20 protein-coding genes and 1 riboswitch are annotated in these 22,456 nt (G+C 72.7%); of the genes, 9 read left to right on the top strand and 11 right to left on the bottom strand.

The window, feature by feature from the left end:
* Window position 1: 1 nt before the first annotated feature.
* The 7 genes from H5V45_RS15025 to napA form a co-directional block, all read right to left on the bottom strand.
* Window positions 2-1,504, bottom strand: coding sequence for an APC family permease (locus H5V45_RS15025; RefSeq protein ID WP_185253672.1), 1,503 nt, complete (start codon window positions 1,502-1,504; stop codon window positions 2-4).
* Window positions 1,505-1,559: 55 nt separating this feature from the next.
* Window positions 1,560-1,838: a MoaD/ThiS family protein gene (locus tag H5V45_RS15020; RefSeq protein WP_185253671.1), complete on the bottom strand. Its 279-nt coding sequence runs from the start codon at window positions 1,836-1,838 to the stop codon at window positions 1,560-1,562.
* A 157-nt stretch (window positions 1,839-1,995) separates the two neighbouring features.
* Window positions 1,996-3,300 carry a threonine synthase gene (gene thrC / locus H5V45_RS15015; protein WP_246415911.1) on the bottom strand — a complete coding sequence of 435 codons (1,305 nt, stop codon included), beginning with the start codon at window positions 3,298-3,300 and terminating at the stop codon, window positions 1,996-1,998.
* Window positions 3,301-3,309: 9 nt separating this feature from the next.
* A riboswitch (SAM riboswitch) is annotated at window positions 3,310-3,452 on the bottom strand.
* 82 nt (window positions 3,453-3,534) lie between these two features.
* Window positions 3,535-5,880 carry an endopeptidase La gene (lon, locus tag H5V45_RS15010; protein WP_185253670.1) on the bottom strand — a complete coding sequence of 782 codons (2,346 nt, stop codon included), beginning with the start codon at window positions 5,878-5,880 and terminating at the stop codon, window positions 3,535-3,537.
* Window positions 5,881-5,976: 96 nt separating this feature from the next.
* Window positions 5,977-6,822, bottom strand: a complete 846-nt coding sequence (gene otsB, locus H5V45_RS15005; protein ID WP_185253669.1) for a trehalose-phosphatase — start codon at window positions 6,820-6,822, stop codon at window positions 5,977-5,979.
* A gap of 73 nt (window positions 6,823-6,895) precedes the next feature.
* A complete protein-coding gene (locus H5V45_RS15000; protein ID WP_343061578.1) occupies window positions 6,896-7,414 on the bottom strand; it encodes a LytR C-terminal domain-containing protein in 519 nt (172 codons plus the stop codon).
* Window positions 7,415-7,417: 3 nt separating this feature from the next.
* Window positions 7,418-7,714 (bottom strand): nucleoid-associated protein NapA, encoded by a 297-nt coding sequence (gene napA, locus H5V45_RS14995; protein ID WP_185253668.1) that lies wholly within the window; start codon window positions 7,712-7,714, stop codon window positions 7,418-7,420.
* A gap of 139 nt (window positions 7,715-7,853) precedes the next feature.
* On the opposite strand from napA, the gene H5V45_RS14990 reads away from it, so the two are divergent.
* From H5V45_RS14990 to H5V45_RS14970, 5 genes are all read left to right on the top strand, one after another.
* The gene (locus tag H5V45_RS14990) at window positions 7,854-8,900 is read left to right on the top strand and encodes a Gfo/Idh/MocA family protein (RefSeq protein ID WP_185253667.1); all 1,047 of its coding nucleotides are present in this window, start codon (window positions 7,854-7,856) and stop codon (window positions 8,898-8,900) included.
* A gap of 58 nt (window positions 8,901-8,958) precedes the next feature.
* A complete protein-coding gene (locus tag H5V45_RS14985) occupies window positions 8,959-10,398 on the top strand; it encodes a trehalose-6-phosphate synthase (RefSeq protein WP_185253666.1) in 1,440 nt (479 codons plus the stop codon).
* Between the two features lie 80 nt (window positions 10,399-10,478).
* Window positions 10,479-11,885: an alpha/beta fold hydrolase gene (locus H5V45_RS14980; RefSeq protein ID WP_221634020.1), complete on the top strand. Its 1,407-nt coding sequence runs from the start codon at window positions 10,479-10,481 to the stop codon at window positions 11,883-11,885.
* Between the two features lie 31 nt (window positions 11,886-11,916).
* Window positions 11,917-13,290: an MFS transporter gene (locus H5V45_RS14975; protein ID WP_185253665.1), complete on the top strand. Its 1,374-nt coding sequence runs from the start codon at window positions 11,917-11,919 to the stop codon at window positions 13,288-13,290.
* Entirely contained in the window at window positions 13,287-14,741 is a 1,455-nt protein-coding gene (locus H5V45_RS14970) for a pyridoxal phosphate-dependent decarboxylase family protein (protein ID WP_185253664.1), read from the top strand. Before H5V45_RS14975 ends, H5V45_RS14970 begins: the two co-directional genes overlap by 4 nt.
* A gap of 75 nt (window positions 14,742-14,816) precedes the next feature.
* Here the strand turns inward: H5V45_RS14970 and H5V45_RS14965 are convergent, their stop codons facing one another.
* Genes H5V45_RS14965 through H5V45_RS14955 form a run of 3 tightly spaced genes read right to left on the bottom strand, consistent with a single transcriptional unit; the run spans window position 14,817 to window position 17,049 of the window.
* A complete protein-coding gene (locus tag H5V45_RS14965) occupies window positions 14,817-15,743 on the bottom strand; it encodes a carbohydrate kinase family protein (RefSeq protein ID WP_246415910.1) in 927 nt (308 codons plus the stop codon).
* Window positions 15,740-16,399, bottom strand: a complete 660-nt coding sequence (locus H5V45_RS14960) for a class II aldolase/adducin family protein (RefSeq protein ID WP_185253663.1) — start codon at window positions 16,397-16,399, stop codon at window positions 15,740-15,742. Before H5V45_RS14960 ends, H5V45_RS14965 begins: the two co-directional genes overlap by 4 nt.
* Window positions 16,396-17,049 carry a TetR/AcrR family transcriptional regulator gene (locus H5V45_RS14955; protein ID WP_185253662.1) on the bottom strand — a complete coding sequence of 218 codons (654 nt, stop codon included), beginning with the start codon at window positions 17,047-17,049 and terminating at the stop codon, window positions 16,396-16,398. The genes H5V45_RS14960 and H5V45_RS14955 overlap by 4 nt, the downstream gene beginning before the upstream one ends.
* Window positions 17,050-17,151: 102 nt before the next feature.
* Between H5V45_RS14955 and H5V45_RS14950 the strand changes: the two genes are divergently transcribed.
* The 4 genes from H5V45_RS14950 (at window position 17,152) to H5V45_RS14935 (ending at window position 21,425) form a co-directional block, all read left to right on the top strand.
* Entirely contained in the window at window positions 17,152-18,699 is a 1,548-nt protein-coding gene (locus H5V45_RS14950) for a flavin monoamine oxidase family protein (protein WP_185253661.1), read from the top strand.
* Window positions 18,696-19,799 carry an SMP-30/gluconolactonase/LRE family protein gene (locus H5V45_RS14945; protein ID WP_185253660.1) on the top strand — a complete coding sequence of 368 codons (1,104 nt, stop codon included), beginning with the start codon at window positions 18,696-18,698 and terminating at the stop codon, window positions 19,797-19,799. The genes H5V45_RS14950 and H5V45_RS14945 overlap by 4 nt, the downstream gene beginning before the upstream one ends.
* A 131-nt stretch (window positions 19,800-19,930) precedes the next feature.
* Complete coding sequence (locus H5V45_RS14940; protein ID WP_185253659.1) at window positions 19,931-20,623, top strand: uracil-DNA glycosylase; 693 nt, start codon at window positions 19,931-19,933, stop codon at window positions 20,621-20,623.
* A gap of 40 nt (window positions 20,624-20,663) precedes the next feature.
* Complete coding sequence (locus tag H5V45_RS14935; protein WP_185253658.1) at window positions 20,664-21,425, top strand: dioxygenase family protein; 762 nt, start codon at window positions 20,664-20,666, stop codon at window positions 21,423-21,425.
* Between the two features lie 37 nt (window positions 21,426-21,462).
* Here H5V45_RS14935 and H5V45_RS14930 read toward each other — a convergent pair whose 3' ends face one another.
* Window positions 21,463-22,422, bottom strand: a complete 960-nt coding sequence (locus H5V45_RS14930) for an aldo/keto reductase (protein ID WP_185253657.1) — start codon at window positions 22,420-22,422, stop codon at window positions 21,463-21,465.
* Between the last annotated feature and the right edge of the window lie 34 nt (window positions 22,423-22,456).

The raw sequence follows: 22,456 nt of genomic DNA, 5'->3' as shown, positions 1-22,456 counted from the left end.
CTCAGCGGTCGGCCGCGGCCACCGCGTCGTCGACGTCGGGGCGGTTGAGCACCGAGTGCGTGCGGCCGTAGCCGAAGTAGACGACCAGGCCGATGACCAGCCACACCAGGAACCGGATCCACGTGTCGACGGCCAGGCTGGCCATCAGCGCGATGCAGGACGCGGCCGAGACGATCGGCAGCAGCGGCACCGACGGGGTGCGGAAGGGTCGCTTCATCTTCGGCTCGGTGCGCCGCAGCACGGCGACCGCGATCGAGACGACGACGAAGGCGAAGAGCGTGCCGATCGAGACCATCTCGGCGAGCGTGCTCAGCGGCACGAACGCACCGAGCAGGCAGACCGCGACCGTGGTGACGATCGTGATCCGGGTCGGGGTGCGGAACTTCGGGTGGATCTTGCCGACCGAGGCGGGCAGCAGCCCGTCGCGGCACAGGGCGTAGCCGATCCGGCCCATCGCGACGATGTCGACGAGGATCACCGAGCTGAGCCCGGCGACGGCGGCGAGGCCGATCAGGATGCCGGCCCAGCCGAGGCCCACCTGGTGGAAGGCGTCCGAGATCGGGGCACCTTCGGAGAGGTCGGCGAAGTTGACCATGCCGGTCAGCACCAGGCAGACGAGCAGGTAGAGCGCCGTGCAGATGACCAGCGTGCCGATCAGGCCGCGGGGCATGTCGCGGCCGGGGTTCTCGGTCTCCTCGCCCAGGTTCGCGACGGCCTCGAAGCCGCTGTACGCGAAGAACACGACGGCCGCGGCGACCAGCACGCCGGCGATGCCGAACGACGTGGGCTCGACGCCGGAGATCCACTGCCACAGCGGCAGCGCGAGGCCGGTCTTGTCGTCGGTCGACGGCTTCGACGGCGGGACGAACGGCATCAGGTTGGCGGCCTTCATGAAGAAGAGGCCGGCCACGATCACGAAGATGCAGACCGAGACCTTGAGCAGCACGAGCGCGTTCGTGACCCACTTCGACTCACGGATGCCGATGGCGGCCACGACCCCGAGGACCGCGGCGATGAGCACCGCGCCGACGTTGACGGGCGCGGACTCGCCGAAGAGCCCGGTCGGCAGGCCCAGGGAGTCCTGGAGGTACGCCGACCAGCCGCGCGAGACGACCGCGGCACCGAGCGCGAACTCGAGGATCAGGTCCCACGCGATGATCCAGGCGAAGAGCTCGCCGATCGTCGTGTAGGCGTAGGTGTAGGAACTGCCGGCGGTCGGGACCGCGGCGGCCAGCTCGGCGTAGCAGAGGGCGGCCAGCATGCTCACGACGCCGGCGATGGCGAACGAGATCACGATCGCGGGGCCGGCGTGGTTCTTGGCCTCGATGCCGGTCAGCGTGAAGATGCCGGTGCCGATCACGATCCCGATGCCGAACCCGGTGAGGTCACGGGCACTGAGCCGCTTGCTCAGGCCGGACGACTCCTCGCCGTCGGCGGTCGGGTCGTTCTGATGGATGACGGTGTCGACGTCCTTGGTGCGCAGGACGGAGCCCCAGATAGACATGGAAGGAGACCCTAGTGCTCGGGGGCGGCGCGGGGCTCGACCCGGGGGGTGAGGCTCAGCAACCGCCGGCGACGGCCGGGATCACCGAGATCTGGGTGCCGTCGGGAGTGGCCGTCTCGAGGTTGTCGAGGAACCGGACGTCCTCGCTGCCGACGTACACGTTCACGAACCGGCGCAGCTGGCCCGCCTCGTCGATGATCCGGCCCTTGATCCCGGCGTAGCTCGCGTCGAGGTCGTCGAGCACCTCCGCGAGGGTCCCGCCGGTGGCGCTCACCTCGGAGTCGCCGCCCGTGTAGGTGCGGAGGATGGTGGGGATCCGGACGGAAACGCTCATCGGTGCCCTTCTTTCGTTGGTCGAGTGCCCGTCGTGAGGGACGAGCCGTTCGTTGGTCGAGTAGGTCGCGCCGTTCGTTGGTCGAGTAGGTCGCGCCGTTCGTTGGTCGAGTAGGTCGCGCAGCGACCGTATCGAGACCCGGGTCCGGCGAGACCGGTCAGGCGATGCCGGTCGCGGCGAAGGACGCGTACGACGGGTCGATGGTCGCGGCCGGTCCGACCTGGTCGGACACGGCGTCGAGCGTCTTGAGGCCGTGGCCGGTGTTGATGACGACGGTCTCGAGCGTCGGGTCCAGCTGGCCGGTCTCGACGAGCTTCTTCAGGACGCCGACGGTGGTGCCGCCGGCGGTCTCGGTGAAGATCCCCTCGGTGCGGGCCAGCAGCACGATCGCCTCACGGACCTGGTCGTCGGTGATGTCCTCGACGGCCCCGCCGGTCTCGCGGCAGATGTCGAGGACGTAGATCCCGTCGGCCGGGTTGCCGATGGCCAGGCTCTTGGCGATGGTGTCCGGCTTGACCGGGCGGATCGCGTCGACGCCGGCCTTGTAGGCGACCGAGACCGGGGAGCAGCCCTCGGCCTGCGCGCCGTACACCTTGTAGGGCTTCTCCTCGACGAGGCCGAGCTTGATCAGCTCCTGGAAGGCCTTGTGCACCTTGGTCAGCTGGGAGCCGGAGGCGACGGGGATGACGATCTGGTCGGGCAGCCGCCAGCCGAGCTGCTCGGCGATCTCGTAGCCCAGGGTCTTGGAGCCCTCGGCGTAGTACGGCCGGACGTTGACGTTCACGAACGCCCAGCCGTCCTCCTCGCCGGCGATCTCGGAGGCGAGGCGGTTCACGTCGTCGTAGTTGCCGTTCACGGCGACCAGCGAGTCGGTGTAGACGGCCGAGTTGACCTGCTTGGGCTTCTCGAGGTTGCTCGGGATGAAGACGACGGTCTTGATCCCGGCGCGGGCGCCGGCCGCGGCGACCGCGTTGGCGAGGTTGCCGGTGCTCGGACACGCGAACACCTTGGAGTGGAACTCGGTGGCGGCGCTCAGCGCGCACGCGACGACCCGGTCCTTGAAGGAGTTGGTGGGGTTGGTGCTGTCGTCCTTGACCCACAGGTTGTCGATGCCGAGGGTCCGGCCGAGGTTGTGCGCCTTGAGCAGCCGGGTGAAGCCGGGCTCCATGTTCGGACTCTGCTCGATGTCGTCGGGCACGGGCAGCAGCGCCTTGTAGCGCCAGATGTTCCGGGGGCCGGCCTCGATCTGCTCGCGGGTGACCGCGGGGAAGTCGTAGGCGATCTCCAGCGGGCCGAAGCACTCGCTGCAGGCGTAGTGCGGGCCCAGCGGGATCTCGTGGCCGCACTCGCGGCAGGTGAGCGCCCGGGCGTTCCCGAACGCGCCCTCGCGCAGCGTGGGCTTCCGGCCGGAGTCGGACGACTCGGGGGTGGGGCTGGCCTGCTCGGCAACGACGGTGCTCATGCGTCCTCCTTCTCATCTTCCCCGGGGCGTACCTCGCCGCGGGCCGGAATTAGCACCGTTTCCGCGTCCGTCTCCGATGGTCGGGAGGCGGGGGGCTCGCGGCGGTTGCCGGGACTTCACTGGGCCGTTCCCTCAGTCCCTCTTGATGAGCTGTGCCCGACCATACGGGAGGCGTCTCAGCATGTGCACATCGAGTCCGCATGCTGGTCGCCTCCCGCAGGGTCGACCGGAGGATCAGGCCGCGGTCACCTCGGCGCCTGCTGCGGCGGGCTCGAGGGCGCCGCGGACGACGTCGAGGACGTCGCCGACCACGTGCACGGTGAGCGCCTCGAGCACCTCGGCGGGGACGTCGTCGAGGTCGGGCTCGTTGCGCAGCGGCACGAAGACCTCGCTCAGCCCGGCCCGCTGGGCGGCGAGCAGCTTCTGCTTCACGCCGCCGATCGGGAGCACCCGGCCGTTGAGGGTGACCTCGCCGGTCATGCCGACCTCGGAGCGCACCGGGCGACCGGTCGCGAGCGAGACCAGGGCGGTGACCATCGTGACGCCCGCGGAGGGTCCGTCCTTCGGGACGGCACCGGCCGGCACGTGCACGTGGATCCTGCGGTCGAGGAACGCCGGGTCGACGCCGAGCTCGGCCGCGTGCGAGCGGACGAACGACAGCGCGATGTGCGCCGACTCCTTCATCACGTCGCCGAGCTGGCCGGTGAGGGTCAGCCCTCCCCCGGCCTCGGGCCCGGTGCCGTCGCTGGCGGACGCCTCGATGAAGAGCACGTCGCCGCCCAGCCCCGTGACCGCCAGGCCGGTGGCCACGCCGGGCACCGAGGTGCGCTCGTGCACGTCGGGGGTGAAGCGCGGCCGGCCGAGCAGGGCCTTGAGGTCCGGCCGGTCGATCGCGAGCGGGGTGGGCTCCCCCGTCGCGATCCTCGTCGCGGCCTTGCGCAGCGCCTTGGCGAGCAGCCGCTCGAGCTGGCGGACGCCGGCCTCACGGGTGTAGTCGGCGGCGAGCTCGTGCAGCGCCGCGTCGGTCAGGGTGACCTCGTCCGCGGTCAGGGCCGCCCGCTCGAGCTGCCGCGGCAGCAGGAAGTCGCGGGCGATCGCGACCTTGTCGTCCTCGGTGTAGCCGTCGAGGGTCACCAGCTCCATCCGGTCCAGCAGGGCCGACGGGATCTGGTCGACGACGTTGGCGGTCGCGATGAACAGCACGTCCGAGAGGTCCAGGTCGAGCTCGAGGTAGTGGTCGCGGAAGGTGTGGTTCTGCGCCGGGTCGAGCACCTCGAGGAGCGCCGCGGCCGGGTCGCCGCGGTAGTCGGCACCGACCTTGTCGATCTCGTCGAGCAGCACGACCGGGTTCATCGAGCCGGACTCGCGGATCGCCCGGACGATGCGGCCGGGCAGCGCGCCGACGTACGTCCGCCGGTGGCCGCGGATCTCGGCCTCGTCGCGGACGCCGCCGAGGGCGACCCGGACGAACTCGCGACCCATGGACCGGGCGACGGACTCGCCCAGCGAGGTCTTGCCGACACCGGGAGGGCCGGCCAGCAGGATGACCGCGCCGGAGCCGCGGCCACCGACGACCTGCAGGCCGCGCTCGGCGCGACGGGCACGGACGGCGAGGTACTCCACGATCCGCTCCTTGACCTCGTCGAGGCCGTGGTGGTCGGCGTCGAGCACGCCGCGGGCGGCGACCACGTCGGTCAGGTCCTCGGTGCGCACGCCCCAGGGCAGCTCGAGGACGGTGTCGAGCCAGGTGCGGATCCATGCGGTCTCGGGGCTCTGGTCGCTGGAGCGCTCGAGCTTGTCGACCTCGCGGAGCAGGGCGGCACGCACGTCGTCGGGCACGCCCCGCTCCACCAGGGCCTCCACCCGGGCGCGGTAGTCGTCGGAGCCCTCCGGCTCGCCCTCGCCGAGCTCCTTGCGGATGGCGGCGAGCTGCTGGCGCAGGAGGTACTCCCGCTGGGTCTTCTCCATGCCCTCGCGGACGTCGTCGCCGATCTTGTCGGTCAGCTCGGCCTCGGCGAGGTGCTCGCGGGTCCAGGCGATGACGGTGGCGAGGCGCTGCTCGACGTCGGGGGTCTCGAGCAGCTCGCGCTTGCGCTCGGTGGAGAGGTACGGCGCGTAGCCGGCCGCGTCCGCGATCGCGGCGGGGTCGGTCATCCGGTGCACCTGGTCGATGACCTGCCAGGCTTCGCGGCGCTGGAGGACCGCGACGACGAGGCGCTTGTACTCCTCGGCGAGCTCGCGGGCGTGGTCGGAGACGTGCTCGTCGACCGGCTCGACCTCGACCCACAGGGCCGCGCCCGGTCCGGTGACGCCGCTGCCGATCTCGGCGCGCTGCTCGGCCTTCAGCACGGCGGCGGGGCTGCCCCCCGAGAAGCGACCGACCCGCTCGACGGTCGCGACGACGCCGTACGACGCGTAGCGGTCCTCGAGCCGGGGGGCGACCAGGAGCTTGCCGTCGCTGCTGGAGCGGGCCGCGTCGATGGCGGCCTGGGAGGAGTCGTCGAGCTCGAGCGAGACCACCATGCCGGGCAGCACGACGAGGTCGGTGACGAAGAGGACGGGGAGACGGGTGGTGGACATGCGGGGCCCTACCTTCGAGGAGAGACTTGAGCGATACCGACTCAACTCTCCGGTCCGGAGCGGTGTTCCGGTGTTCGTCGTGGGCGAACAGCCGGCTCAGGCGCGCAGGTCGCGGGCGTCCTCGGTGAGCTGGCGGAGCAGGTCCAGGACGCCGTCGGGGCCCTTGACCACGACGTCGGCGTGCTCGACGAGGGCGTTCTCCTCCTCCGAGGCGGAGGCGACGAGCAGGGTGGGCATGCCGCCGTGACCGAGCGCGGTGACGGCGTCGAAGGCCTCGAGGTCGCCGAGGTCGTCACCGGCGAAGAGGAAGCCGCCGGCCCCGACCTCCTCGACGATCGTGTTCACCGCGAGGCCCTTGTGCATGCCGTGCGAGCGGACCTCGATGACGTTGCGGCCGGGCTCGATCACGAGGTCGTGCTGGGCGGCGAGGTCCCGGAAGAGCGGCAGCAGCCGCTGGAAGACGGCGTCGGGGTCGTCGAGGCGCCGGGTGTGGACGGCGACCGCCAGCCCCTTCTCCTCGACGAAGGCGTCGGCCGCGTCTGCGCGACGCAGCACCCGGGGCACCTCGCGCAGGAAGGTCGCGAGGCCGGCCGGCGGCCGGGGCGAGATCACCCGGCGGTTGGTCGAGCTCCACCGCTCGTTGCCGTACTGCCCGAAGACGTAGAGCTCCTTGCCGGCGTCGCCCACCGCCTGGCCGACCTCCTCGAGGCCGCCGAGGTCGAGCGCCTGGCGGGCCGGACGACCGGTGATGACCGCGATCGCGCGCACCTGGCCGGCCAGCTCGACGAGGACCTCGCCCGCGTCCGGGTGGATGTGCGCGGCGGCGGGGTCGTCCACGATCGGCGACAGCACGCCGTCGAAGTCGAGACCGACCACCGTGTCGGCGGCGGCGCGCACCAGGGCGGCGTACCGCTGCTCTCCCTCGACCGAGGTGAAGTCCATGCCCCAACCCAACCAGATGCCGGAGCGACCCGGACAACCCCCGTCCGGGCGAGGCCGGGGCGAGTGGCGGAGGTTACGCGGCGTCGGCGGTGAGCACGACCGTGAGCCGGTCGAGGCGCATCGGGCCGTCGACGGCGGGCATCACGCGCTGGATGCCGAGGTCGAGCGCCAGCATCTTGCCCGCGGCCTTGAGGCGCTGCGGGTAGTAGACGGTGGAGGTCGGGATGGTGCCGTACCAGTTGTCGGAGCCGACGACCTGCCAGCCGGCGTCGGTCGCCTGGGTGGCGATCCGGCCCGCGAGCCCGGTGATCCCGGAGTTGTTGTAGACCTCGACGTAGACCTTGCCGCGCTGGACCTGCGGCTTGGCGGGCTTCTTCTTCTCCTTGTCGGTCTTCACCGGCGTGGAGGGGGTGGCCGTCGGCGTCGGGTCGGCCTTGCGGGAGACCGTGGTGACCTCGCGCTCGGTCGGCTCCTGGCCGCGGGTGGCGACGTAGGCGATGCCGGCCATGGCGACGGCGATGATGCTGAGCATCACGACCGGGCTGGGGAAGACCACGCCGCGCTGGTCGCGGCGACGAGGGGTGCGGGGCACGGCTCAGACCTCGAAGCCGAGGCGGCGGGCCGAGCGCTGGCGCTGGCGGGCGGCCCGGAGGCGTCGCAGCCGGCGCACGAGCAGCGGGTCGGCCTCGATGGCCTCGGGGCGGTCGATGAGGGCGTTGAGCACCTGGTAGTAGCGCGTGGAGCTCATGTCGAACTTCTCGCGGACCGCGGTCTCCTTGGCGCCGGCGTACTTCCACCACTGGCGCTCGAACTCCAGGATGTCCCGGTCCCGGTCGCTGAGGCTCGACGCGGCCTCGGCCTCGTGGCCGTGGAGGGCGTTCGCGGCGTCCATGCGCAGTCTCCCCGGGGTGGAATGTGTGGTGGTGGGACCACTGTAGGCGACGAACCACACGGATGTCATTCGCATCCGGCGAGTCGCGGGCGCGACTCGCGGGGCCCGCGCCGGGGCCACCACCCCTAGGCTCGCCACCATGACGCAGACGACACCCGGGGCCGGCTCCTCCCCCACCCGCTGGGGCATCCTCGCGACCGGCAAGATCGCCCACAGCTTCGCCCGCGACCTCGCCCTGGTGCCCGGCGCCGAGCTGGCCGCGGTCGGCTCGCGCCGCGAGGAGTCCGCGCAGGCCTTCGCCGCCGAGCACGGCGCCCGCACGGCGCACTCCTCCTACGAGGCGCTGGTCGAGGACCCCGACGTCGACGTCGTGTACGTCGCCAGCCCGCACTCCCTGCACCTCGAGCACGCGGCGCTGGCGTTCGCGGCCGGCAAGCACGTGCTCTGCGAGAAGCCGCTGACGCTCACCACCGCGGACGCCGAGGCGATGGTCGCGCTCGCCCGCGAGCACGACCGCTTCCTGATGGAGGCGATGTGGACCGCCTGCCACCCGGTCGTCCGCCGCCTGCGCCGCGACCTCGCCGACGGGCGCTTCGGGACGCCGCGCCAGCTGCACGCGGAGCTCGGCTTCCGCGTGGACGCCGCCCCGACCGACCGGATGCTCGACCCGGCGCTGGGCGCGGGCGCGCTCCTGGACATGGGGATCTACCCGCTCACGCTGGCGCACCTGCTGCTCGGCGAGGCCGAGGAGCTCCGGGCGACCGCGGTCCTGTCCGAGGCCGGGGCGGACCTCGACGTCGCCGTGGTGGGGCGCTACCCGGGCGGCGCGGTCGCCACGATGACCGCGTCGATGACGTCGTGGTCCTCGCGCGCCGCCGCGATCGCGACCGACCGGGGCCGGATCACCCTCGAGGACTTCCACCACCCGGCGTACGCGCTGTTCACGCCGTTCGACGACGGCGGCTCCAACGACGACGTCGGGCTGGGCGAGCCGGTGCGCATCGAGGGCGACGAGCCGGTCATCGGCTCCGGCTACGGCAACGAGGCCGTCGAGGTGCAGCGCTGCCTGGCCGAGGGCCTGCGCGAGAGTCCGCTGGTGCCGCACGCCCAGACGCTCACGCTGATGCGGCAGATGGACGACGTGCGGGCCCAGATCGGCGTGCGGTACGCCGCCGACGCGGGCTGACCGCCACCCCACCCCCTCGGGCGGGGTGGGTGTCAGGGCCAGCGCCTAGGGTTGGGCCGTGCCCTCCACCGGATCGTCCGACCTCGTCATCGTCGCCAACAGGCTGCCGGTCGACCGGGTGACCCTGCCCGACGGTACCCCCGGCTGGCGCACGTCGCCGGGCGGCCTGGTCACCGCGATCGAGCCCGTCCTGCGGGCCAACGACGGCGTCTGGATCGGCTGGCCGGGCGGCACCGAGCAGGACCTCGAGCGCTTCGAGTTCGAGGGCCTCGACCTGGTCCCGATGACGATGAGCCCCGACGAGATCGAGAACTTCTACGAGGGCTTCTCGAACGCCACCCTGTGGCCGCTCTACCACGACGTCGTGGCCAAGCCGGCCTTCCACCGCGAGTGGTGGGACTCCTACGTCTCGGTCAACCGGCGCTTCGCCGAGAAGGCCGCCGAGCTGGCCTCCGAGGGCGCCACGGTGTGGGTCCACGACTACCAGCTCCAGCTGGTCCCGCAGATGCTCCGCGACCTGCGGCCAGACCTGCGCATCGGGTTCTACCTCCACATCCCGTTCCCCCCGGCCGAGCTCTTCCAGCAGCTGCCGTGGCGCCGCCAGATCCTCGAGGGCCTCCTCGGCGCCGACCTCGTCGGCTTCCAGCTCGCCGGCGGCTCGCAGAACTTCGTCCGCCTGGTCCGCCAGCGGGTCGGCCACAAGACGCACCGCGACCTGGTCTACCTGCCCGACGGCCGCACGGTCCGCGCCGGCGCCTTCCCGATCTCGATCGACGCGGCCGGCTTCGAGGAGCTGGCCCGCTCCGAGGCGGTCACCGAGCGCGCCGCCGAGATCCGGGCCGCGCTCGGCAACCCGCGCAAGGTGTTCCTGGGCATCGACCGGCTCGACTACACCAAGGGCATCCTGTCGCGGCTGCGCGCCTTCAGCGAGCTGATCGCCGACGGCCGGCTCGACGTCGAGGACGCGGTCTTCGTCCAGGTGGCGACGCCGTCGCGCGAGCGCGTCGAGCAGTACCGCATCCTGCGCGACGACATCGACCGCCTCGTCGGCCGCATCAACGGCGACCTCGGCAAGATCGGCAAGCCCGCGATCTCCTACCTGCACTCCTCCTACCCGCGCGAGGAGATGGCGGCGCTCTACCGCGCCGCCGACATCATGGTCGTCACGCCGTTCCGCGACGGCATGAACCTCGTCGCCAAGGAGTACGTCGCCTGCCGCTTCGACAGCGACGGCGCCCTGGTGCTCTCCGAGTTCGCCGGCGCGGCCGAGGAGCTGCGCCAGGCCTGGCTGGTGAACCCCTACGACATCAACGGCATGAAGGCCGCGCTGCTCGAGGCGTTCGCCGCCGACGAGCGCGACCTGACCCGCCGGATGAAGGCGATGCGCAAGCAGGTCCTGCAGCACGACGTCGCGGCCTGGGCCGACGCCTTCCTCGAGGAGCTGGCCGCCGTCCGCCCCTCGCACGGCAAGTCCGTGCGGCCCGCCAAGCGCTCCTGACCCGGGCCGGTGCGGCCGGTGTGGGCAGGACAACGTGGCGGAGCGCTCCGCTGCACCCGACTCTCCGGTAACTTGCGTCCATGGATCTGATCCCGAAGCCCGATCAGGTCGTCTCTGCTGCCAGCAACGTCGCGCACAAGATGTTGTACGGCGGACTGGCCGATCTCCGCCCGATGCCCCGCACCCTCATCGACGAGGGCATGCTGCGCGAGCTCTACCACTACCGGCCCTCGGCCAAGGTCAAGGAGCAGGGCGACCCCGTCCTCCTGGTCACGCCGCTGGCCGCGCCGGCCCTGTGCTTCGACCTGCGCCGCGGGTGCTCGCTGGTCGAGCACTTCGTGGGCGCCGGCCGCCCGACGTACCTCGTCGAGTACGGCCAGGTCTCCTTCAAGGACCGCAACCTCGGCATGGAGCACTGGATCGACGAGGTCGTGCCCGCCGCGATCCTCGAGGCGTCCGCGCACGCCGGCGGCAGGCCGGTGCACGTGGTCGGCTGGAGCCTCGGCGGGATCTTCACGCTGCTCACGGCCGCGGACCGCCCGGACCTGCCGATCGCCTCCGTCACCGCCGTCGGGTCACCCTTCGACGTGAAGCTGGTGCCGATGGTCGCGCCGCTGCGGCCGCTGCTGAACATCGCGCCCGGCAAGGGCATCACCCGGACCTACCAGGCGCTCGGCGGCGCCCCGAAGCCGCTGGTGCGCTGGGCCTTCCAGCTGTCGTCCTTCCAGAAGCTCGTCACCAAGCCGCTGGCCGTGGCCAGCCACCTCGACGACACCGACTTCCTGGCGCAGCTCGAGGCGGTGGACCGCTTCATGGACAACATGATCGCCTACCCCGGCCGCACGTTCGGGCAGCTCTACCACCGGTTCGTGAAGGGCAACGCGCTCGTCACCGGCGCCATCGAGTTCGGCGACCGCACCATCTCGGTGGCCAACATCAAGGCTCCGGTCCTGGTCTTCGCAGGATCGACCGACGGCATCGCCCCGGTCGCCGCGGTCAAGGCCGTGGTGCCGCTGCTGAAGGGGGCGAAGGAGGTCCGCTTCGAGATCGTCCCCGGCGGCCACCTCGGCATGCTCACCGGCCGCTCCGCCCGCAACAGCACCTGGGCGGTGATGGACGAGTGGATCAGCCAGTGGTCCTCCGACGCCGAGGGCGAGACGCTGCCCGCCCCGGCGGTCCGCACCCGGCGTACGGCCAGGAAGAGCCCGGCCGCCAAGAAGGCCGCCGTGGAGAAGGTCGTCCCGGCAGCGAAGAAGGTCGCGACGAAGAAGGCGGCGACGAAGAAGGCGGCCGCGAAGAAGGCCCCCGCCACGAAGTCTCCTGCCAAGCAGGCGGCCGCCACCAAGAAGGCCGCCCCCGCGAAGAAGGCGCCGACCAAGAAGGCGGCAGCGAGGAAGGCGCCGGTCCGGAAGGCCGCGCCCGACAAGATCGGGTCCAACCCGTCGCGCCGCTACGGCTCCGGCGGGTCGCGCGCGCTGTCTCGCTGACCGGCGGGTCCGGCGCCGCTAGCCTCCCTGCATGCCCGCCACCGACCAGCTCAGCCGCGGCGTCCGGATCGGCTACGGCTCGGGGTCCGTGGCGACCGGGGCGTTCGGCACGGTCCCGGGGCTGATGCTCCTGCCTTACCTCACCGACAGCCTCGGGATCGCGGCCCTCGCGGCCGGGTTCATCGTGTTCCTGCCGAAGGCGTGGGACGTCGTCCTCAACCCGGTCGCGGGCCGGATCAGCGACCGCACGGTTGACCCGCGGGGCCCGCGCCGCCCGTGGCTGCTGCGCGCCGGGATCGCCCTGGCGCTCGGCTTCGCGCTGCTGTTCGCCGCCCCGGAGATGGGGCGCGTCGCCGAGGCCGCGTGGGTGCTCGTGATGTTCCTGGCCTGCGCGACGGCGTACGCCTTCTTCCAGGTGCCGTTCGTGTCGATGCCGGCGGAGATGACGTCGTCGTACGACGAGCGCACCCGGCTGATGACCTGGCGGGTGGCGATCCTCGCCTTCACGATCATGCTCGCGGGCGCGACCGCCCCGGTGATCCGCGACGCCGTCGGCGGCCGGGCGGGCTACCGGATCATGGGCGTCGCCATGGCGCTGGTGATCCTGGTCGGGGTCGTCAGCGCCTACCGCGGCACCCGCCACGCGCCGGTCGGCCGCACGGAGCCGGGGGCCGGCTCGCTGCGCGACCAGCTGCGGATCGTCGCCACCGCCCGGGACTTCCGGCTGCTGCTCACGACGTTCGTCATCCAGGCGCTCGCGACCGGCTGCATGCTCGCCGGCGTCGACTACCTCGCCAGCGACGTGCTCGAGCGCAAGGGCGCCGCCACGATCCTGTTCGTCTGCTTCGTCGGGCCGGCGCTGCTGCTGACGCCGGTGTGGGCGCGGGTCGGCGAGCGGGTCGGCAAGAAGCGCGGCTACGTCCTGTCCTCGCTCGTCCTCGCCGCGGGCGCCCTGCTCGCGGTCACGGCCCGGACCGCCCCGCCCGCGGTCGTGTTCGCGGCCGTGGTGCTCGTCGGGGTCGGGTACGCCGGGTGCCAGGTCTTCCCGCTGGCGATGCTGCCCGACGCGGCCGCGGTCGACGCGCGCCGCACCGGCTCCAACCGGGCCGGCGTCTACACCGGCGTCTGGACCGCGGGCGAGACGCTGGGGCTCGCGCTCGGCCCCGGCGTCTTCGCGCTCGCCCTGGCGCTGGGCGGCTACCGCTCATCCACCGACGGCGACGTCGCCCAGCCCGGCTCGGCCGTCGCCGCGATCGTCGTCGGCTTCTCGCTGCTGCCGACCGCCCTCACGCTGCTGAGCCTGCTCTGGCTGCGGCGCTACGCGCTCGACGCGGGCGCGGTGGACGGCTCCCCGTCCGGCTCTTCGCCCGGCTCCTCCGCACCCACGACCGAAGGGGTCTCATGACCGACCTGACCGCCCGTCTCCGCGAGCTCCAGGCGGGCGACCTGCCGGTCCACGGCGGCCGCACCCTCGCCTACGTCTACGACTCCGGGCTGGCCGAGGTCGACGCGGTGGGGCGTGCGGCGGTGGCGCAGTTCGCCGGGTCGAACGGCCTCGACCCCACGGCGTTCCCCAGCCTGCTGACGATGGAGAACGACCTCGTCGGCTTCGCGTGCGACCTGCTCGACGCCCCGCCCGGCGCGGTCGGCACGGCCACCTCGGGGGGCACCGAGTCGGTGCTGCTCGCGGTGCAGTCCGCGCGCGACGCCCGGCCCGAGGTCACCCGTCCGCGGATGGTCGCGCCGGACACCGCGCACGCCGCCTTCCACAAGGCCGCCCACTACTTCGGCGTCGAGCTGGTGCTGGTCCCCGTCGGTGCCGACTTCCGCGCCGACGTCGCCGCCATGACGGCGGCGGTCGACGAGGCACCGGAGCGGACCGTGCTCGTGGTGACCAGCGCGCCGTCGTACGCCCACGGCGTGGTGGACCCCGTCACCGAGCTCGCCGCGATGGCCGCGGCCCGGGGCATCCGGTGCCACGTCGACGCGTGCATCGGCGGGTGGGTGCTGCCCTACGCCGCCCGGCTCGGGCGCGCGGTGCCGCCGTGGACCTTCGCCGTCGAGGGCGTCACCTCGATCTCGGTCGACCTGCACAAGTACGCCTACGCCCCCAAGGGCGCCTCGCTGCTGCTGCACCGGACGGCCGCGCAGCGGCGGCCGCAGTTCTTCGCGGCGGCCGGGTGGCCGGGCTACACGATGCTGAACTCCACGATGCAGTCCACGAAGTCCGGCGGGCCGCTGGCCGGCGCCTGGGCCGTGGTGCAGACGCTGGGCGACGCGGGCTACGAGCGGCTGACCCGCGACGTGTTCGAGGCGGTGGACCGCATCGTCGCGGGCCTCGCGTCGGAGGCGGGGCTCGCGCCGCTGCGCCTGGTCGTCTCCCCCGACTCGACCCTGGTCGCGATGGCGACCGACGCGACCTGCGACGCGTTCACCGTGTGCGACGAGATGGCCGCGCGCGGGTGGTACGTCCAGCCCCAGATGTCGTACGCCGGCCAGCCCCCGACCGTCCACCTCTCGGTGAGCGCGGCGACCCTGCCGCTGGTCGACGAGTTCCTCGCGGCGCTCGCGGACGCGGTGGCCGCTGCCGTGGCGGCCGGTCCGGTCACCGTGGACCCCGACGTGGCGGCGTACATCGCGGCGCTGGACCCCGCGACGCTCTCCGACGCCGACTTCGACGGGCTGCTCGCGGCGTCGGGGCTGGTGGGTGAGGCTGGTGGCGCCGGCTCCGGTGGCCTGGCGCTGCCCGAGCGGATGGCCGAGGTCAACGCGATGCTCGACGTCGCGTCGCCCGCGATGCGCGAGGCGCTGCTGGTCGCGTTCCTCGGCCGCCTCAGCACCCCCACCCGTCGCTGACGTCCCGCTGGGACGTCATACGGAGGGAGCAAGCGGCTGCACCGCCCGTATGACGTCCTGGGGAGGCGAGCCCGCTCAGGACGAGGCGAGGAACTCGTCGACGGAGGCGAGGTCGTAGGAGCCGTGGTCGGTGCCGAGGCCCTGGGCGACCTGGGCGGCGGTGGCGCAGCCGAGCTGGGCGGCCTCGCGGGGCGAGCGGCCGAGCGACAGGCCGCGGAGGAAGCCGGCCGAGAAGGCGTCGCCGCAGCCGGTGGTGTCGACGACGTCGACGGGGTACGCCGGCACCTCGATCGTCTCGTCGGCGGTGACCACCAGCGCACCCTCGGCGCCCTGGGTGACGGCGACGCAGCCGACGCCGAGCGCGACCAGCGCGCGGGCGCCCTCCTCGAGCGAGGCGGCGCCGGTGAAGCCGAGCACCTGCTCGTCGTTCGGCAGGAGGTAGTCGGTGTGGGGGAAGGCGTCCTGGATCCAGGCCAGCAGGTCGGGGTCCCCGGGCGCCAGCACGTCGACCGACGTGGTCGCCCCGATCGAGCGCGCGTGGGCGAGCAGCTCGCCCGCGGCCGGGCCGCCGAGGAACTCCGGCCCGCCCAGGTGCAGGTGGGTGATGCCGTCGAGCGCGGTCAGCGGGAGGTCCTCGGGGGTGAAGGCGCCGTTCGCCCCGATGCAGTGCCAGGCGGGGCGGTCGCCGTTCGGGCGCACCGGGATCACCGAGGCGGACGTCTGGTGCTCGGCCTTGCGGACCAGGCCGGCCGTCGCGACGCCCTCGGCCTCGAGCATCGCCAGCAGGCTAGTGGCGATCGGGTCGGTGCCGACCGCCCCGAAGCTCAGCACCTCGGCACCGAGCCGGCTCAGCACGATCGCCGTCCCACCCGCCGTGCCGGCCGGCGAGAACCGGATCGTCTCCACGAGCTGGCCGTCGGAGCCGTCGGGGATCGACTCGATGCCGATCACGTGGGTGTCGAGGACGTGCACGCCGACGGTGGCGATCTTCATGGTGCTCATGTGGGGTTCTCCTGGGTGGTCCCGTAGCGGAGGCGGATCGCCGCCTCGATGACGTCGGTCTGCTGGGCCTCGGTGAGCACGCGCGGCGTGCCGAGGGCGCTGGCCCGGTGCTGCAGCTGGCAGAGCCACTCGAGCAGCAGCGCGTGCTCGACGGCCGCGTCGAGGTCGGCGCCGACCGCGACGGACCCGTGGTTGGCCATCAGGGCCGCCTGCCGCCCGGCGAGCGCGTCGCGGACGTGGGCGGCGAGGTCGTCGCTGCCGAAGGTGGCGTACGGCGCCACGGCGATCGCCCCGCCGAGCAGGAGCTGCTGGTAGTGCAGCACCGGCAGCTCGTCGAGCACGCAGGCGACGGCGGTCGAGAACGGCGCGTGGGTGTGCACCACCGCCCCCGTGGCGGTGGTGCGGTACACCCCCTGGTGCAGCGCCAGCTCGGACGTGGGCGCGAGCGTGCCCGCGAGGAGGGAGCCGTCGTCCGCGACGACGCTGACGTGCTCGGCGGTGCAGTCGGCCAGGACGACCCCGGTGGCGGTGACCGCCACCCAGCCGTCGCCGCGCACCGAGACGTTGCCGGCGGTGCCGACCAGCAGCCCCGCATCGGCCAGCCGGCGGGACGCCGCAGCGACCGCGTCGCGCGCGCCGTCGTACGCCGTCGTCACGGTCGGACGCCGGTGAGCCCGGCGGGGGTGGCGTAGCGCTCGAGGTAGGACGTCACCATCGTGATGCCCTCCTCGATCAGGACGGGGTCGCCCTCGGCGTCGTGCTCGAAGGCCAGCTGGAAGACCCGGTCGCCGACCTCGACGGCCAGCACGGCCATCGCGGGGGTGAGGTCCGGGCCGGCCAGCCCGGCGTCGAGGGCGTAGGCGTGCAGGTCCGCGGCGACCCGGGCGTTGTGCTCGCGGCCGAACTGGTTGACGGACGGGTTGCTGCGACCGCGGAGATAGATCTCGACGAAGGCCCGGCGGCGGTGGTAGACCGACACGAACGCCAGCATCGTGGTGCGCACCAGCGTGGCGACGGTGAGCTCCTCGATGCCGGCCAGGTCCTCCACGACCTGGGCGTCCATCTCCTCCATGTCGCGCTGCGCGAGGGCGAGGAGGAGGTCCTCCTTGTCGGCGAAGTACTGGTAGAGCGAGGCGACCGGCGCACCGGCGGCCTCGGCGATGTCGCGGGTGGTCAGCGACTCCACGCCGTGGTCGACGACCAGCCGGGCCGCCGCGTCGAGGAGACCCTCGACGCGGCGGCGGCTGCGCTCCTGCCGCGGGACCCGTCGCTTCGGGGGGGAATTCGGGGTCCGTACCGCAGGCATGGGATCGAGTGTAGAGTAAGAACCGGAATCTGACACATGTTCATCTTCTCTCGGGAACGCCCCCTCTGGACCACCGGTCCGGATCAACACCGTGGAGCCGACATGACCCAGCAGTCCCCGCTCAGCACCCCCACCACCGCGCCGGGCGCGGGCACGACCTCCGTCGCCCGCCGTACCCTCCTCGGCGGCGTATCCCTGGGCGGCCTCGCCCTCGGCACCGGCGCCTTCGCGGCGCCCGCCGACGCGGCCGGCTCGCTGCAGGGCCGACTCCCCCGCAAGGTCGACGTGGTCGTCGTCGGCGGCGGCATCTCCGGCCTGGTCGCGGCCCGCAAGGTCGCCCGCAAGGGCCACGACGTCCTCCTGGTCGAGGCGCGCGACCGGGTCGGCGGCCGGGTGCTCAACCACCACCTGCGCGGTCCGGGGACCCACGGCGAGACGATCGAGTCCGGCGGCGCCTTCATCGGCGCGACCCAGACCCACATCGCGAGGCTCGCGAAGGAGATGAAGGTCCCGACCTTCAAGGAGTACAACACCGGCAGCTCGGTCTACGTCTCCTCGACGACCGGCCGCCTGGAGTACACCGGCACCGTCCCGCCGGACCCGACGATCCTCCCCGACGCCGGCAACCTGCTCATGCAGATCGACCAGTACGCCGCCGAGATCCCGGTCGACGCCCCGTGGACGCACCCGCGCGCGGCCGAGTGGGACGCGATGACCTTCGGCGAGTGGATCCGGGCGAACGCCGCCAACAAGGACGGCACGGAGAACATCATCGAGTGCTGGACCCAGCCGGGCTTCGGCGCCGACCCGAACGAGCTCTCCTTCCTCTACGTGCTCTGGTACGTCGCCTGCTCGGGCGACGAGCAGAACGTCGGCACCTTCGAGCGCAACTCCGACACCGCCGACGGCGCCCAGGAGCGCCGCTTCGTCGGCGGCTCCCAGCTCATCCCGCTGCGGCTCGCCGCGAAGCTCGGCGACATCGTCGCGCTCTCCGCGCCGGTCCACCGGATCGAGCAGAAGGACGGCCACGCGATCGTGCACACCGCCCGCGGCGCCGTGCGCGCCAAGCGGGTCATCGTGGCCGCTCCCCCGCCGCTGGTGCTCGACATCGACTGGTTCCCCCGGCTCCCGCGCCGGCGCAAGGAGCTGCTGCGCCACCTCGACATGGGCCAGCTGATGAAGTGCGACGCGATCTACGAGAAGCCCTTCTGGCGCGACGCCGGCCTCAACGGCTTCGGTCTCAACGACGCGGGCGCCTGCCGCGCGGTCTTCGACAACACCCCGAAGTCCGGCGGCCCGGGCGTGCTCCTGGCGTTCGTCGGCGGCGCGACCTGGCGGGAGTACGGCGTGCTCAGCAAGGCCAAGCGCAAGAAGGCCGTGCTCGAGGGCTTCGCCGCGCTGTTCGGCGACGAGGCGCTCGAGCCGATCGGGTACGTCGAGCACGACTGGACCAAGGAGAAGTGGACGACCGGCGGCCCGGTCGCGAACTACGCGCCCGGCACCATGGTCGAGTTCGGCTCCGCCATCCGGCGCCCCTTCGGCCGCGTGCACTGGGCCGGGACCGAGACGTCGACCTACTGGACCGGCTACATGGACGGCGCGGTGCGCTCGGGCGAGCGCGCCGCCGTCGAGGTCCTGGACAAGCTGTGAGGCGGATCCTCGCCCTCGCCGCAGCCGCCTGCCTCGGCCTGACCCTCGGTGCGCCCGCCGGCGCCGACGCGGCACCCGCCCGCGAGAAGTGGGACACCCGCGTGTTCTCCGCCGTGCCGGCGCCGGGCTACCCGGCGTACGTCTTCGTGCACCGCAACGGCCGGGCGTACGCCGGCACCTACACCAACCCGCAGGGCGACACCCAGCACTCGCGGGTCTTCGAGTGGTCCTCGCGCGGCACGCTGCTGCGCTCGTGGACGGTGCCGCACCAGAGGCTGTCCGAGGACCACGGCGTCCAGGTCGCCAACCAGGACCGTCGCGGCCGCCTCGTCCTGCTCGAGAAGTCGACCGCGTCGGTGCGCACGCTCGACACCCGCACCGGGAGGTTCCACCGCTGGGCGACGCTGCCCGACCTGCCGACCTGCTCGCCCGGGACCACGGCGCCGGACTGCTCGCCCAACGCGACGGACTACCCCGCGATCCCGAACTACGCGACCTGGGGCCCGGGTGGGGCGCTCTACGTCAGCGACTACGGCCAGGCCGTCATCTGGAAGATCCCCCGGAAGACCCAGAAGCCGAGGATCTGGTTCGCCTCGCCCGAGCTCGACGGGTCGGAGTTCGGCACCGCCGGGCTGGTCTACCGCCCCGGGCGCCGCGACTTCCTGATCACTCAGCAGTCGACCGCGACCGACGGCTCGGTGCCCGTGAACGGCAAGCTCTACCACCTGCCGCTGCTGCGCTCGGGCCGCCCCGGCTCGCTGTCGACCCTGTGGACCTCGAACCCCGGCGACCTGCCGGACGGCTTCGGGATCGCCCGCTCGGGCCACCTCTACGTCTCGAACGCCGGCCTCTCCAACCAGCTCGTCGAGCTGACGGCGGCCGGGACGGAGGTCGGGCGCTTCCCCGACGCCTCCGCCAACGGCGACAACGGCTCGTCGATCCCCTTCGACACCCCCTCCTCCGCGACGTTCCTCGGCCGCCGGGTCCTGGTCGCCAACCAGTCGTTCTTCGGCGACACCGCCCACCACGCCGTCCTCGACGTCTGGGTCGGCGAGCGGGGGCGGAAGCCGTACCTGCCGCGGCGGGCGTTCTGGCGGTGACAGGGGCTGTCGATTTCCCCGGATATCCGGGGAATTTGGCGCTTTCCGGGTGTTGCAACACCCGGAAAGTGACAGCTTTCCCCGGAAAGTCCGCCGGTGAGCGCGACGGACGGCCCGGCTAGCGTGACGTCATGAGCACCCTCGCCACCCTCGTCGACCGCCGGCTGATGGCCCCCGACTGGGCCGAGGCGCTGGCGCCGGTCGAGGACCGGATCGCGACGATGGGGCAGTTCCTGCGCGACGAGCTGGCCGCCGGGCGGCCCTACCAGCCGAGCGGCGAGTCGGTCTTCCGGGCGTTCCAGCGGCCGCTGGCGGACGTCCGCGTGCTCATCGTGGGGCAGGATCCCTACCCCAACCCGCAGCACCCGATCGGGCTGAGCTTCGCCGTACGCCGGGACGTGTGGCCGCTGCCGCCCAGCCTGGTCAACATCTACTCCGAGCTGCGCGACGACCTCGGTGTCGTGCCGCCGCGGCACGGCGACCTGACCGCCTGGGCGGACCGCGGGGTGATGCTCCTGAACCGGACCCTGACTGTCCGGCCCGGCGACTCGAACAGCCACCGCGGGCGCGGCTGGGAGCCGGTCACCGAGCGGGCCATCGCGGCGCTGGCCGCCCGGGGTGGGCCGTGCGCGGCCATCCTGTGGGGCGCGGACGCCCGCAAGCTGAAGCCGATGCTGGATCCCGTCCCGGCCGTCGAGTCCCCGCACCCGTCGCCGCTCTCGGCGCACCGCGGCTTCTTCGGCTCGCGGCCGTTCAGCGCGGTCAACGCCCTGCTGGTCCGGCAGGGCGGTGCGGAAGTGGACTGGTCGCTCCCGATGGAATAAAGTTGAATATCAAACCATTGGAGTCGTTGTGAACGCACGCATGCCTGCCCTGTACATCGGCCACGGAGCCCCGCCGCTCCTCGACGACCCCACCTGGTCCGGCCAGCTCGCCGCCTGGGCCGGCGACCTCCCCCGCCCGACGGCCATCCTCATCGTCAGCGCGCACTGGGAGTCGGCACCCGTCAGCCTCAGCGCCAGCGGCGCGCCCCTGGTCTACGACTTCGGCGGCTTCGACCAGAAGTACTACCGGATGACCTACGAGACGCCCGACGCGACCGCGCTGGCCACGCGCATCGCCGCGATGATGCCGAGCACCGAGCCGGTCCACCAGCACGCCAGCCGCGGGCTCGACCACGGCGCCTGGGTGCCGCTGCGGATCATGTACCCCGACGCCGACATCCCGGTCCTGCAGATGTCGCTCCCGACCTCCGACCCCGTCCGGCTGATGAAGCTGGGCGAGCGGCTCCGCCCGCTGCGCGACGAGGGCGTGCTCATCATCGGCTCCGGCTTCCTCACCCACGGGCTGCCGTTCCTCACCGACTACCGCCTCGACGCACCGGCCCCCGGCTGGTCGAAGGACTTCGACGCCTGGGCCGGCGAGGCGATGGCGCGCGGCGACGTCGACGAGCTCGCGGCGTACGCCACCAAGGCCCCGGGCATGCCCTACGCCCACCCCACCGTCGAGCACTACACGCCGCTCTTCGTCACGCTGGGCGCCGCCACCACGCCCGACGAGCCCGGCCTCCAGGTCATCGACGGCTTCTGGCTCGGACTCTCGAAGCGGTCGCTGCAGGTCGCCTGAGCCGCCCACCCCGACCAGCCGACCAACCGACGGGCGGCTACGACGCGGTGAGCTCGTCCAGCTCGACCAGGTCGGCCTCGGTGGGGTCCCAGCGCAGGGCGGCGGCATTCGCACGCACCTGGTCGCCGGACGTCGCCCCCGAGATCACCGACGACACGGCGGGCTGGGCGGCCAGCCCCGCGATCGCGACGTCCAGCACGGACAGGTCGCGCGCCGCGGCGTACGCCTCGACCGCCTCGATCCGGTCCCAGTCGGCCTGCTCCAGCCACTGCGCACGGCTCGGGTCCAAGGCGGCCCGCGAGCCGTCGGGAGCGCCCTGACCGCGGCGGTACTTGCCGGTGAGCAGGCCGTACTCGAGCGGGAAGAACGGCAGGATGCCGAGGCCGTACTGCTCGCACGCGGGGACCACCTCGTCCTCGATCGCACGGTCGAGCAGCGAGTAGCGGTTCTGCACGGACACGAAACGCTCGAGCCCGGACGTCCGCGACGTCCAGTCGGCGTCGGCGACCTGCCAGCCGTCGAAGTTCGAGCAGCCGAGGTAGCGGATCTTGCCCTCGCGGACCAGGTCGGTCAGCACCGAGAGGGTCTCCTCGATCGGCGTCACCTCGTCCGGCACGTGCAGCTGGTAGAGGTCGATGTGGTCGGTGCCGAGCCGGGTCAGCGAGGCCTCGACGGCCCGGCGCACGTAGCGTCGCGAGCCGCGCACGCCGTGGTCCGCGCCGTTGGCACCGCGCATGTCCATGCCGAACTTCGTCGCGACGACGAACTCGTCGCGCTGACCCTGCAGCGCCTCGCCGAGCAGCGACTCGCTGCCGCCGGCGGGGTCGCCGTACACGTCCGCGGTGTCGAGCAGCGTGACGCCGACGTCGCGCGCGGCGCTGAGGATGTCGCGTACGCCGTCGAGGTCGACGCGCCGGCTGAACGCGTTGCAGCCGATGCCGACCGCGCTCACCATCAGGCCCGAGTCACCCAGGGGGCGATAGTCCATGTCGCTCATGCGTCGACCCTACGGTGGCCCGCCGACGCCACCC

The sequence above is a fragment of the Nocardioides luti genome, from assembly GCF_014212315.1.
GTDB lineage: Bacteria > Actinomycetota > Actinomycetes > Propionibacteriales > Nocardioidaceae > Nocardioides > Nocardioides luti.
The sequence above is the reverse complement of the archived record's forward strand: the minus strand, read 5'-3'. Positions and strand labels throughout refer to the sequence as shown.

Coding starts and splice junctions, on each gene's coding strand:
- H5V45_RS15025 (WP_185253672.1), bottom strand. CDS start 1,504: ATGTCTATCTGGGGCTCCGTCCTGCGCACCAAGGACGTCGACACCGTC.
- H5V45_RS15020 (WP_185253671.1), bottom strand. CDS start 1,838: ATGAGCGTTTCCGTCCGGATCCCCACCATCCTCCGCACCTACACGGGC.
- thrC (WP_246415911.1), bottom strand. CDS start 3,300: ATGAGCACCGTCGTTGCCGAGCAGGCCAGCCCCACCCCCGAGTCGTCC.
- lon (WP_185253670.1), bottom strand. CDS start 5,880: ATGTCCACCACCCGTCTCCCCGTCCTCTTCGTCACCGACCTCGTCGTG.
- otsB (WP_185253669.1), bottom strand. CDS start 6,822: ATGGACTTCACCTCGGTCGAGGGAGAGCAGCGGTACGCCGCCCTGGTG.
- napA (WP_185253668.1), bottom strand. CDS start 7,714: ATGGACGCCGCGAACGCCCTCCACGGCCACGAGGCCGAGGCCGCGTCG.
- H5V45_RS14990 (WP_185253667.1), top strand. CDS start 7,854: ATGACGCAGACGACACCCGGGGCCGGCTCCTCCCCCACCCGCTGGGGC.
- H5V45_RS14980 (WP_221634020.1), top strand. CDS start 10,479: ATGGATCTGATCCCGAAGCCCGATCAGGTCGTCTCTGCTGCCAGCAAC.
- H5V45_RS14975 (WP_185253665.1), top strand. CDS start 11,917: ATGCCCGCCACCGACCAGCTCAGCCGCGGCGTCCGGATCGGCTACGGC.
- H5V45_RS14970 (WP_185253664.1), top strand. CDS start 13,287: ATGACCGACCTGACCGCCCGTCTCCGCGAGCTCCAGGCGGGCGACCTG.
- H5V45_RS14965 (WP_246415910.1), bottom strand. CDS start 15,743: ATGAGCACCATGAAGATCGCCACCGTCGGCGTGCACGTCCTCGACACC.
- H5V45_RS14955 (WP_185253662.1), bottom strand. CDS start 17,049: ATGCCTGCGGTACGGACCCCGAATTCCCCCCCGAAGCGACGGGTCCCG.
- H5V45_RS14950 (WP_185253661.1), top strand. CDS start 17,152: ATGACCCAGCAGTCCCCGCTCAGCACCCCCACCACCGCGCCGGGCGCG.
- H5V45_RS14940 (WP_185253659.1), top strand. CDS start 19,931: ATGAGCACCCTCGCCACCCTCGTCGACCGCCGGCTGATGGCCCCCGAC.
- H5V45_RS14935 (WP_185253658.1), top strand. CDS start 20,664: ATGCCTGCCCTGTACATCGGCCACGGAGCCCCGCCGCTCCTCGACGAC.
- H5V45_RS14930 (WP_185253657.1), bottom strand. CDS start 22,422: ATGAGCGACATGGACTATCGCCCCCTGGGTGACTCGGGCCTGATGGTG.